This window comes from Streptococcus suis (genome assembly GCA_002831545.1).
GTDB lineage: Bacteria > Bacillota > Bacilli > Lactobacillales > Streptococcaceae > Streptococcus > Streptococcus suis_P.
In genome coordinates, this window is the sequence record CP025095.1 from 1,104,782 (window position 1) to 1,117,053 (window position 12,272).

The following is a 12,272-nucleotide window of genomic DNA, read 5'->3' on the forward strand; positions in this document are numbered from 1 at the left end:
GTCGACAGGACTTTGGAACCTTTTCAATATACCTTGTTATTGGGCGGTTACAGTTCTTCCAGTCCATTTTCAGTTAGTCGGTAGATTCTTTGACAAACTTCTTTCAAAAAGCGTCTGTCGTGTGATACGCATACCAAACCACCTGGATAATCGGCAAATAGTTGACGAATATATGGCTGAGAAGTGGGAGAGAAGTTTCGACTGGGTTCATCTAATAAAAGAAAATTGGCTTGTTCAAGAACCATTTTTAACAAGAGTAACTTGGCTTTTTGTCCACCTGAAAGTTGGCTAATCTTGTGATGGACTTCTTGTCGTGTAAACTGCAGGCTAGCTAGATGGGTCAAGATAAGTTGTTCCTGTTCACGATTGCCATTTTCTAATAAAAAATCAAGTGGAGTGTTAGACTCATCAAGGACTTCTGTATAGTACTGGGGCATGTAGCCCAAGTTTATATCTGCTCGTTGCCTGAGTTTCTGATAGATGATCTTTAGAAAGCTGGATTTACCTATTCCATTTTGTCCAATGATGCCAATTTTCTCTTGTCCATTTAAGTTGAAATGGATGTTTTGAACGAGTAGTCGCTCGTCAACCTTTAATTGGAAGTTTTCTAAGTGAAGTACTTGCTTTCTAGCTGGTAGTGGTGAAATGTCTGAGAAGAAGAGGGAAATAGCATCTTCATGAAAAGGAACTTGTGTGAGATTTTCCTTCATTCTTTCATATCGTTTTTCACGCGATAAGACATTCTTCATTTTCTTGGCTATAAGCCGTCCTAGTGTGGCATCATGGGTGTTGAGCAAGGTATGACGAACCTGTGATTTTTGACGTAGGTGCTTGTTCATAGCTTTGTCAAATTCTTTTTTGTCGTTCCGAGCTTGTTGGACTTGCTTTTGATAGGCTTGTTGGCGTCCCAATGCGTAATCCTGGTAATCTAGTTCTTCAACCTTGGTTTGAGCAAGTGTTTTCTTCTTAACAGATTCTAGGTGAATGATTTTTGTAGCTGTTTTACTGAGGAAGTCTTCATCGTGGGAAACAAATAGAATGGTTTTAGGACTAGTAATGATATAGTTTTCAAGCCAAAGTAAGGTATCTAAATCCAAGTCATTGGACGGCTCATCCAGAAAAATAATATCAGATGGAGTTGCTAGAGATTTGATTAACTGAATTTTTAATTTTTCGCCACCTGACAGGCTTCCAATCAATTGTTGACTGGCAAATCGCTCGCTGTTAAACTGGAGCTGCTCAGCATAGAGGTAGAGTAGGCGGTAATCAATGTCACTGTCCATATCTCCGAAGAAGTAGTCGTTCAAGGTTAGCTCTGCCATTTCCAATGGAAGACCTTGGGGAATGTAGACTGGCGAGTGAAAATATCGGTGAATGCTGCCTGATATGAGTAGGTAGTCGGCGACAAGAGTTGAATCCATCAAGGTGAGTAATAGACTGGATTTTCCATTTCCTTCTTCGCCGATGATAGCTATTTTATCGCTAGGGTTGACAATGAGGTTTAGGTCATGAACCAGATTTCTCAAATCTTTTTGATGGTCGAGGGTTAGGTGTTGAGTGGCTAGTAGCATAAGGCCTCCTTTACAAGAAAAAACACACTACCTATTTAGTAGTGTGTCGAAATCTGCTCAAAAAGACCCTATTCAAGGAATAGAGAGAACAGAAAAATGGACGCAAGAAAACTACTAAATAAGTATAGAACTTAGATTGAGTTTACTTGTTATTGTCCATTTCTCCTTACCTCGCAATGCTTTATTTATTTTAATATAGCATATCGATAGAATCTTGTCAATTAACGTGCTATAATATTTATTTATATTGATAGAGATATATGTTAAAATGAACTTATTGTAAATGAGAGAGGATCCGAAATGGCAATCACTGGAATTGAGCAAGCAGATATTTTAGAAATAGACAAACAAGTCCGTTTACGTCGGTATGATGGTCAGCATGATTTTGCTTTTGAATGGCACCAAGATTTGGAATTGGTCTGGCTTGTTGATGGCGATAAAGAACGTTATAGTCTTGACTTGCTCAATCGTATGTATGATTATTTGTCTAAAAATGGCGAATGTTACTTTATTGAAATTTTTGAAGACGATCAGTTTATCCCAATTGGTGATGTGACGCTGTTTGCAGATGATTTTGCCATTGCCATTGGAGATAAGCGGTATTGGAAAAAGGGAATCGGGACTAAGGTATTACAGCGAATGATCGAGCGTGCAAGGGAAGTGGGTCTTGAGGAAATACTTGTAGAAGAAATTTATGACTGGAATACGGGCTCCCGTAAACTATTTGAGAAATGTGGCTTTGAAGCTGTTGAAAAGACAAAGAAAGGTTGGTCCTATAAGATGATATTGTAAATTAATTTGGAAATACCAAAAAAACCTTGACGTAAGTCAAGGCTTTTCGTTTAGCTTAGACGTTCAAGACCTTATCAAGGAAGTCTTGTAAACGTGAATGTTGTGGGTTGTCAAAGATTTGCTCTGGTGTACCATCTTCAAGGAACTCACCGCCATCAGTGAAGATAACGCGATTAGCAACCTTGCGGGCAAATCCCATTTCGTGGGTAACGATTAACATGGTCATACCTTGTTCTGCCAAGTCTTTCATAACGTTGAGTACATCGCCAACCATTTCAGGGTCAAGGGCAGAAGTTGGTTCGTCAAAGAGCATGATGTCTGGGTTCATAGCGAGGGCACGAGCGATGGCAACACGTTGCTTCTGACCACCTGATAGGCTATCAGGCATAGCGTCGCGTTTGTCTGCCAATCCAACTTTTTCCAATAATTCCATGCCGACTTTTTCAGCTTCAGACTTGTCCATCAATTTGTGTTCGATTGGCGCAAATGTGATATTGTCTAGGACTGACATGTGTGGGAAAAGGTTAAAGTGCTGGAATACCATTCCGACATTTGAACGGAAGGCATCAACATCTGTCTTAGGATCGGTTAAGTCATATCCATCGACTGTTACTTGACCACTTGTAATGGTTTCAAGTAAGTTCATTGTACGAAGGAAGGTCGATTTACCTGAACCAGAAGGACCGATGATACAAACAACATCGCCTTCATAGAACTTAGCAGTAATACCTTTGAGGACCTCGTTTTTACCATAAGACTTGTGTAAGTCATGGACGTTGATTTTTAATTGAGCCATTATTTGCCTCCTTTTTCGAGTTTGCGTGCTAAGCGAGTCAAGAGTGTGATAACTACCAAGTAAATGATGGCAAGAATTGCATACATACGGAAGGATTGGTAGTTACGTGCAATAATGATTTTACCTGCTTGGAAGAGTTCGACCAAACCAATCGCAGAAATGATAGTAGTATCTTTCAGAGTAATAACAAACTGGTTGATGAAGTTAGGCAACATAATTTTACCAGCTTGAGGTAGGATAATCTTACGCATGGTTGTTCCGTAGGAAATACCCAAACTGCGAGACGCCTCCATCTGACCAGCTGGAACGGCTTGAATACCACCACGAACAATCTCAGCAATATAGGCACCAGAGTTGAGGGATAGAGCAATTGTACCTGCGACAAAATCGTTGATAGGTGATTGCTGACCTGTAATTGACTCAAGCAGGTTTGGTATGCCCCAGAAGATGAATGCGGCAACAATCATCAAAGGAATACCGCGGACCACATCAACGAACACTGATGCTGTCACACGAAGTGCTTTAACTGGGCTGACAGCAAACATACCGAAGATAATACCGATGACAATTGCAATAGCAAATGATAGAAGGGCAAGTCCGATTGTGATACCAAGACCTGAGAGCAATTGACCGTAGTTGTTTTTTAAAAGACCAACAATCGTTGTCTCATCAACAGTTGAAGTTGCTGTGCTTGCTTCTTCAGTTGAGTTGAAATACTTATTAAGGATTTCATCATATTTGCCTGATTCAACTAGGGCAGCTAAACCGTTGTTAAACATTTCAATTAATTCTGGGTTGGCACCTTTTTTAACGGCAAATCCGTACTCACCTGATTTTTCGCCAGGAATTGGTGTTGCAAAGTTGCGACCTTGTTGGATGGCATATAGAAGAACCGCTTCGTCATCCATAAGAGCATCAATAGAACCAGAGTTTAAACTGTCATACATACTTGAAGCTTCGTCGAAGGCTTTTAGGGTATAACCATATTTTGCCTTGTTTTCTTCTAAGAAGCTATATGAAGCAGTACCATTTTTAGCTCCAACAGTTTTCCCTTTTAAGTCCTCGTAAGAAGCGATGTCGCTACCATTTTTAACAGCTAATAGGATGTTTGAAGTATAGTAGGCGTTTGAGAAGTCAAAGATTTCCTTACGAGCATCTGTGATAGACATACCGGCAATAACTGCATCAGCTTGTCCAGCTTGAACAGCATTTAGTGCAGCGTCGAAACCAGGGTTTTGAATAGTAATAGTAAAGCCTTGGTTTTCAGCGATAGCCTTAATTAATTCCATGTCAATCCCGACATAGTTACCTGATTCATCTTGGTATTCAAATGGAGCAAATGATGAATCAGCTACAATGGTGTAGCTTGATTTGACAGGTGTTGCTTTAGTTGATGCGTTTCCTGTTAAGCTTAAGCGAGAAGAATAATCAGTGTTCTCAGTACTATTGGAAGAGCCTAGCCATTTATTCAGTATCTTTTCATAAGTACCATCTTCCTTCATTGCAGCAAGTGCTGTGTTGAAGTCTTCAACAAGGTATTCATATTGGCTACCTTTTTTTACAGAGAATCCGAATGAACCGATTGCTTCGCCTTCGATGTCAATGCTTAGGTCTTGACCTTGTTGGATAGCGTATTGAATAACCGCTTCGTCGTCCATGACTGCATCAACAGCACCAGCAGAAAGGCTATTATACATCAAATCGCCAGTATCAAAAGTTTTTACGTTGTATCCGTACTTGTCTTTGTTTTCTTCTAGGAAGTTTTGGGCTGCAGTACCGTTTTTGACACCGACAGTCTTGCCTTTAAGGTCCTTATATGAAGAGATGGTATTTGCCTTTGTGGTAGCGATAACGATTTTGGTGTCGAAGTAAGGGTCTGAGAAAGTAAATACTTTCTTACGCGCTTCGGTGATAGTTGTACCTGCCATTAGGGCGTCCGCAGATCCAGCCTGTACAGCGTTTACAGCTGCATCAAATCCTGGGAAGCTTTGATGCATGGTCCAACCTGAGCGCTTGGCTACTTCGTTGATGATGTCAACATCTAATCCTTTATAAATTTGATCTGAGTCTTTAAACTCGAATGGGGCGTAAGCATTATCAAATACGATATCAATAGTATCGTCAGCTTTAACGCCAGTAAAAATAAAGAATACTGGCAGAATGCTTGCCAATAACATGAGTAATTTTTTCTTCATTTCCATACTCCTTCTATTATAAAATAACTGTCCTAGTATATCATATTCTGAAAATTAATGCAAAATCGAGGTTTTTACAATGTTAGAATTTCTGACATACAAAGTCATTAAAATGTGAGAAAATTTAATGTTTTGGACATAGTTGTGAATGGTTTAGAATGTTTCTCCATTGGTTGAACTTATGATAAAATAGAAGTATGATTAATCGAAATACTGAAAACCAATTTAAACTTGTGTCAAAATATGCACCGTCTGGTGACCAGCCCCAAGCCATTGAAACCTTGGTCGATAATATCGAGGGTGGAGAAAAAGCCCAGATTCTCATGGGGGCGACTGGTACTGGTAAGACCTACACCATGAGTCAGGTCATTGCCCGTGTCAATAAGCCGACCCTAGTCATCGCCCACAACAAGACCCTAGCTGGTCAGCTTTATAGTGAGTTCAAGGAATTCTTCCCAGAAAATGCAGTCGAATACTTCGTGTCTTACTATGATTACTACCAGCCAGAAGCCTATGTACCGTCTAGCGATACCTATATTGAGAAGGACAGTTCGGTCAATGATGAGATTGACAAACTCCGTCACTCAGCGACGTCGGCCCTGCTGGAACGAAACGATGTCATTGTAGTGGCTTCGGTTTCTTGTATCTATGGTTTGGGTTCGCCCAAGGAATATTCTGACAGCGTGGTCAGCCTGCGACCAGGTCAGGAGATTTCCCGTGATCAGTTGCTCAATTCTCTGGTGGATATCCAGTTTGAGCGGAACGACCTCGACTTCCAACGGGGACGCTTCCGTGTGCGTGGCGATGTGGTGGAGATTTTCCCAGCTTCCCGTGATGAACACGCCTTCCGTGTGGAATTTTTCGGCGATGAAATCGACCGCATTCGTGAGATTGAAAGCCTAACTGGTAAGGTCTTGGGCGATGTGGATCACTTGGCCATTTTCCCTGCCACCCACTTCGTGACCAACGATGACCACATGGAAACGGCCATTGCCAAGATTCAGACGGAGCTGGAAGAGCAGCTCAAGGTCTTTGAGGCAGAAGGAAAACTCTTAGAAGCTCAGCGATTGAAACAACGAACCGACTACGACATCGAGATGCTTCGAGAAATGGGCTACACCAACGGAGTCGAGAACTATTCTCGTCACATGGACGGGCGAAGCGAGGGCGAGCCTCCTTATACTCTGCTGGACTTTTTCCCTGAAGACTACCTGATTATGATTGACGAGAGCCACATGACCATGGGGCAGATTAAGGGGATGTACAATGGTGACCGCTCACGCAAGGAGATGTTGGTCAACTATGGTTTCCGCCTCCCGAGTGCACTGGATAATCGTCCGCTGCGCAGGGAAGAATTTGAGAGCCATGTCCACCAGATTGTCTATGTATCTGCGACGCCGGGTGACTATGAAATGGAGCAGACCGATACCATTGTCGAGCAGATTATTCGGCCGACCGGGCTTCTGGATCCTGAGGTGGAAGTCCGTCCAACCATGGGGCAAATGGACGACCTTTTAGGTGAAATCAATGCCCGTGTTGAGAAAGGTGAGCGGACCTTTATCACTACCTTGACCAAGAAAATGGCAGAGGACCTGACCGACTACCTGAAAGAAATGGGCGTCAAGGTCAAGTATATGCACTCGGATATCAAGACCTTGGAGCGTACGGAGATTATCCGTGATCTTCGCTTAGGTGTCTTTGATGTCTTGATAGGGATTAACCTCCTGCGTGAAGGGATTGACGTGCCAGAAGTCAGTCTGGTTGCTATCTTAGACGCAGACAAGGAAGGCTTCCTCCGTAATGAACGAGGGCTCATCCAGACAATTGGTCGGGCAGCTCGTAACTCTGAGGGTCATGTGATTATGTATGCGGACAAGGTCACAGAGTCCATGCGGAAGGCCATGGACGAAACAGCCCGCCGCCGTCAAATCCAGATGGCTTATAATGAAGAACATGGTATCATTCCACAGACCATTAAGAAAGAGATCCGTGACCTGATTAGCGTGACCAAGGCTGTCACTCAGGACAAGGAAGAAGTGGTGGACTTCAATGCTCTTAATAAAGATGAACGCAAGGCCATGATTAAGAAACTGGAAGGTCAAATGCAGGAAGCAGCAGAAGTGCTTGACTTTGAACTGGCAGCCCAGATTCGTGATATGGTCATTGAGTTGAAGAATATGTAGTAAGAGTTACTAGGTTCAGTGATTTAAGTAGAATGAAATTACAAGAGGCGGCAGGTAGAAATTGACCTGCCACCTTTTATAATACTTAAAATTTTTACTTGTGGACTTGGGAGTGGGAAAGAACTCAACTAGTCAAAAAGAGTTCGCCAACAATTTTTCGTTTTAAGTTGTTGAGCTGAAACAGTCTATCCCCAGACTGTTTCACTCCCACCCCTGCACAGCTCAAACTGTCTGGGAGACAGTTTGAGGTTGGAGATGAAGCGAACTCTGTTCGCATCAGTCGTATAGGTCAGATTTGGAGTGTGAAACACGAACTGCTGAGATTTGCTTTGCAAATCCTATCTCCAACCTTAAACAGTCCCCCAGACTGTTTAAGCCAATCAACCACTGCGCTGAGATGTTGATACGAACTCTGAGAAGTGGCTTTGGACTTTTTGCCCAGCCTCATCCCTATAAAAGGTTATAATGGTTTCTATACTATTTAGGGAATAGGGGGAGTTTTTATGAAAAATATTTTTGGTGAAAAACGATAGCGGTTCGGTTTTCGGAAACTGTCAATTGGACTTGTCTCGGCAGCTGTAGCAAGTTTGTTTTTTGCATCGTCGGTCGCAGCAGCACCGTCAGCTAGTGCTCAGTCTATCAATTATTCCTATGTGACAGAGCAAGAATTGACAGATGCAGAAAAGGAGTTGATTATTCGTGACTTGCCTGGTTTAGCTCAGGAAACGGATGCAAATTATTACCTGATCTATCGTCCAGCTACTGGCACAGCATCTACTCCATTGACAAGCACGTCTCAAGTTTTGCCAAATACTGGCTCTGTAGAAACCGGACTATTGGTGGTGGGTGGAGTGTCTCTCCTGTTATTAGCTGTTAGATTTGATAAAAAAGGTAAGAAGGAGTTGACGGCAATGTCATTAAGTTAACTAACCCACCACAAAACGTGATAGGTTAGTTAACTTAATGACATTGGGTCTTGTGCCAACTTGTTTTTTAATGTATACTAGAGGAAAAAATTCGGAGGTACATTAGATGATGATTAAACCACTGGAAACGAAAAGTGAAATGCTAGGTAAGGCCTATGTTCATTGGAAATCATGGCAGGAGGCCTATGCTGACTTGTTACCTCAGGAATTTTTAAAGAATACTTACACCTTAGAACGCTGTCAAGACTGGGCGGATCGGTATCCTCAGAATATCTTGATAGCTGTGATGGATGATAAGGTGGTTGGCTTTGCCTGTTACGGCTCGTCTAGTCAGGAGGATTTGCCAGGGGCAGGGGAGCTCTACGCCCTCTATGTCTTGGCGGACTATTATGATCAGAAGATAGGCTACCAGCTCATGCAGGCAGCTTTGGAAAAATTGCAGAGCTACGAAACCGTTACTCTCTGGGTATTGGAGGGGAATGCGCGTGCCGTTGCCTTCTATGAAAAAGTGGGCTTCCGATTTGATGGTGTCAAAAAAACGGTCAATTTAGGCGCAGAACGTACAGAATATAGAATGATTTTTAAACAGAAAGAGAGAGAAAATGGCTAGAAAAGAAATGGTCACTTTGACCAACATGTGTCTAATCGAAGATAAGAAAGGTAAGGTCGTTGTACAGATTCGAGATCCCAAGTGTTATCGTTGGTCTGGTGTTGCCTTTCCAGGTGGGGATTGTGTCATAATAATGACAGGTGCTTAAAACGCTGTCAAATCAAGGATTTGAGTGTTCTACAATCTGTCATTAAGGAGGAAAAATTTATTTTTTATTTATAATATCATATCGCACAAGCGAGGACATTTTAATAAGTGTTCCCGCTTTTTTATTTTCAGGAGGAATTCATGCAAAAGAAGGAACAATCATCACGCCAAATCGTGATGTGTCATCTCGTGGCTATTTTAGGAGTTGATATTGAGAAAGCAACTCATCTGGTTGATGAATCGGAACAAGTAGGTTTAATCCGATTTGATGAATTCGGAAATGTTGGACTTTTAGTCTTGGAGGGATAATCATGAAACGTATTACCGCTAATCAATATCAGACATCAGAGCGTTATTATAAACTCCCAAAAGTCTTGTTTGAGAGTGAACGTTATAAGGATATGAAGCTGGAAGTTAAGGTAGCCTACGCGGTTTTAAAAGATAGGTTGGAGCTGTCTTTGAGTAAAGGTTGGATTGATGAGGATGGGGCTATTTATTTGATTTATTCCAATTCAAATCTGATGGCACTTTTAGGCTGTTCAAAGTCAAAACTACTCTCTATCAAGAAAACCTTACGCGAATATGGCTTAATCGATGAAGTCCAACAGTCCTCTAGTGAAAGAGGTCGAATGGCAAATAAAATTTACTTGGGGGAATTGGAACATGAAACTACCCCAGTCTTACATACAGACGGGGCTAGTGTTAAAAAAATACTAGGGGGGGCTCAAAGAAAGACGGGGCCGGTCTTAAATTCAGCCCCTAGTGAGACTGAAGGAAGTGAAACTGAATATAGTGAAACTGAAGGGAGTGATTTCCTTATTGAGGACGAGGAGGAGAGGCAGCTAGTAGATGAGAAACAAGAAGAGAACTTTACTTCAAAAGTCGATGGCGTGACCAAGTACGATCGAGACTATATTTGGGGTTTGGTTCATGACCAGTTAAGACAGACAGGTCTATCTCAGTCGGCTAGTGACTATGCCATGATTTATTTTAGTGACCGTTATCAGTATGCTCTGGAACATATGCGATTTGCTCGGTCAGCGGAAGTAATAGCTGAATATGTATTTAATGGTGTGCTGTCAGAGTGGACCAAGCAACTGAGACGACAAGAAGTAAAGGGAGGTGATTAAGTTGATTTGGTGGATACTAGGCGGAATCTATCTGATTTCTATCATCATTTTGATTGTTGAAATCATCCGTGCACCAGAAATGGATGATCATATATAAGCAAGAGTTTTACAAGTGTAAGGCTCTTTTTTAGTTGGAAAGAGAGGAAAAATGAAATTTTTAGATTTATTTGCTGGGATAGGTGGTTTTAGGCTAGGGATGGAATCACAGGGGCATAAATGCCTGGGCTTTTGTGAAATTGATAAATTCGCTAGAACATCTTATAAAGCTATGTTTAACACAGAAGGGGAAATAGAATACCATGACATTAAAGAGGTCACAGACCATGACTTTAGACAATTTAGAGGGCAAGTGGACATCATCTGCGGGGGATTTCCTTGCCAAGCATTTTCACTCGCAGGCAGACGATTGGGATTTGAAGATACTCGAGGGACTCTCTTTTTTGAGATTGCTCGAGCGGCCAAACAAATCCAACCACGTTTTCTATTTTTGGAAAACGTCAAAGGCCTACTCAATCACGACGAGGGACGGACGTTCGCCACAATCCTCTCCACGTTGGATGAATTGGGGTATGATGTCGAATGGCAGGTGCTTAACAGTAAGGACTTCCAAGTCCCGCAAAACAGAGAGCGGGTCTTTATTATCGGACATTCTAGAAGATACCGTTCCAGATTCATATTTCCTCTCAGAAGAGAAAACAGCCCAGCTCATCTTGAAAGGCTAGGAAATATCAATCCCTCTAAACGTGGTTTGAATGGTGAAGTCTATCTGACGAATGGACTTGCTCCTACACTAACAAGAGGTAAAGGAGAGGGAGCAAAAATCGCCATTCCAGTCTTAACACCAGATAGACTTGAAAAACGCCAACATGGTCGTCGATTTAAGGATAATCAAGACCCTATGTTTACTTTGACCAGTCAAGACAAACACGGGGTTGTTGTCGCAGGAAATCTGCCGACTAGCTTTGACCAGACCGGTAGAGTATTTGACATTTCTGGCTTATCACCGACCTTGACCACCATGCAAGGTGGAGACAAGGTGCCAAAGATTTTGCTGAGGGAGGAGCTACCATTTCTGAAAATCAAGGAAGCCACAAAAACAGGGTACGCAAAGGCAACTCTTGGAGACTCTGTCAATCTGGCTTATCCAGCCTCAACCAAACGTAGGGGACGTGTGGGAAAGGGAATATCCAATACCTTGACAACTTCAGACAATATGGGAGTGGTGGTTGCTGCTCTGGAATATCGACAGGATAAGTGGTATGAAGTCACAGGCATTGTCTTAGAGGGGAAACTTTATCGCCTGAGAATAAGACGACTGACACCAAGAGAGTGTTTCAGACTTCAAGGCTTTCCTGACTGGGCTTATGAAAGAGCAGAAAGTGTTTCTAGTAAGAGCCAACTATACAAACAGGCCGGCAATAGCGTGACTGTCACAGTTATTGAAGCCATTGCCAGAGAATTTAGAAGAACGGAAGAGGAAGAAAAATATGAACCTACTACATAAGAAAAGTATTTTAGAGTGTACTGAATTAGAGGAACGTATTCACCAAGTTGAGACCAATCAGTTATTACAAAAGATACTGTCGCTCCCCAATTTTGATTGTGACTTTGAGGTGACTTTTGAAGATGATTACCACAAAGAGATGAATGATCCCCTATTCTACGAATCCAATCTTCATCGGATTTCGGATTTTATGGAAACTAGGGATATTAAAAATGGTGTAGACACACTATTGACGAAAGACAATCACCTGGCCTTTCGTGCCTTTGGTGAACATTATTCTGCTAGAGGAAAGGATGGCATTTTAACGACTTTAGTGACGGTCAAGTGCTTTGGTGAAGGACGGATGCCCATTGATATGAGTCGCTATTTCTCAACTCTTGAACAAACAGTTGAAAATAGCCTAACCCTATAAGGAGGA

At 42.1% G+C, this 12,272-nt stretch carries 12 protein-coding genes and 1 pseudogene; 10 read left to right on the top strand and 3 right to left on the bottom strand.

The features are described from left to right. Positions 1–47: 47 nt before the first annotated feature. The gene (locus CWM22_05430) at positions 48–1,571 is read right to left on the bottom strand and encodes an ABC transporter ATP-binding protein (protein AUC91382.1); all 1,524 of its coding nucleotides are present in this window, start codon (positions 1,569–1,571) and stop codon (positions 48–50) included. 300 nt (positions 1,572–1,871) lie between these two features. On the opposite strand from CWM22_05430, the gene CWM22_05435 reads away from it, so the two are divergent. Further along, positions 1,872–2,363 (top strand): N-acetyltransferase, encoded by a 492-nt coding sequence (locus CWM22_05435; GenBank protein AUC91383.1) that lies wholly within the window; start codon positions 1,872–1,874, stop codon positions 2,361–2,363. A 55-nt stretch (positions 2,364–2,418) separates the two neighbouring features. On the opposite strand, the gene CWM22_05440 is transcribed toward CWM22_05435, so the two are convergent. Together CWM22_05440 and CWM22_05445 are read right to left on the bottom strand one after the other, a co-directional pair. Beyond that, positions 2,419–3,159, bottom strand: a complete 741-nt coding sequence (locus CWM22_05440; protein AUC91384.1) for an amino acid ABC transporter ATP-binding protein — start codon at positions 3,157–3,159, stop codon at positions 2,419–2,421. After that, entirely contained in the window at positions 3,159–5,354 is a 2,196-nt protein-coding gene (locus CWM22_05445) for an amino acid ABC transporter permease (protein ID AUC91385.1), read from the bottom strand. Before CWM22_05445 ends, CWM22_05440 begins: the two co-directional genes overlap by 1 nt. Positions 5,355–5,551: 197 nt before the next feature. Between CWM22_05445 and CWM22_05450 the strand changes: the two genes are divergently transcribed. The 9 genes and pseudogenes from CWM22_05450 to CWM22_05490 all read left to right on the top strand — a co-directional run bounded on the left by CWM22_05450 (position 5,552) and on the right by CWM22_05490 (position 12,266). Then, positions 5,552–7,537, top strand: coding sequence for an excinuclease ABC subunit B (locus CWM22_05450; protein AUC91386.1), 1,986 nt, complete (start codon positions 5,552–5,554; stop codon positions 7,535–7,537). A gap of 503 nt (positions 7,538–8,040) precedes the next feature. After that, a pseudogene (locus CWM22_05455) lies at positions 8,041–8,442 on the top strand (hypothetical protein). 160 nt (positions 8,443–8,602) lie between these two features. Beyond that, on the top strand, positions 8,603–9,073 hold the full coding sequence (locus CWM22_05460) for an N-acetyltransferase (protein ID AUC92847.1): 471 nt from the start codon (positions 8,603–8,605) through the stop codon (positions 9,071–9,073). Beyond that, positions 9,066–9,221, top strand: coding sequence for a DNA mismatch repair protein MutT (locus CWM22_05465; GenBank protein AUC91387.1), 156 nt, complete (start codon positions 9,066–9,068; stop codon positions 9,219–9,221). Before CWM22_05460 ends, CWM22_05465 begins: the two co-directional genes overlap by 8 nt. Positions 9,222–9,361: 140 nt before the next feature. Then, a complete protein-coding gene (locus tag CWM22_05470) occupies positions 9,362–9,529 on the top strand; it encodes a hypothetical protein (GenBank protein ID AUC91388.1) in 168 nt (55 codons plus the stop codon). A gap of 2 nt (positions 9,530–9,531) precedes the next feature. Next, a complete protein-coding gene (locus CWM22_05475) occupies positions 9,532–10,350 on the top strand; it encodes a replication initiator protein (protein AUC91389.1) in 819 nt (272 codons plus the stop codon). A 1-nt stretch (position 10,351) separates the two neighbouring features. Beyond that, a complete protein-coding gene (locus CWM22_05480; protein AUC91390.1) occupies positions 10,352–10,447 on the top strand; it encodes a hypothetical protein in 96 nt (31 codons plus the stop codon). A 51-nt stretch (positions 10,448–10,498) separates the two neighbouring features. Beyond that, a complete protein-coding gene (locus CWM22_05485; GenBank protein ID AUC91391.1) occupies positions 10,499–11,854 on the top strand; it encodes a DNA (cytosine-5-)-methyltransferase in 1,356 nt (451 codons plus the stop codon). Continuing rightward, positions 11,838–12,266, top strand: a complete 429-nt coding sequence (locus CWM22_05490; protein ID AUC91392.1) for a hypothetical protein — start codon at positions 11,838–11,840, stop codon at positions 12,264–12,266. Before CWM22_05485 ends, CWM22_05490 begins: the two co-directional genes overlap by 17 nt. The last annotated feature ends 6 nt before the right edge of the window (positions 12,267–12,272 follow it).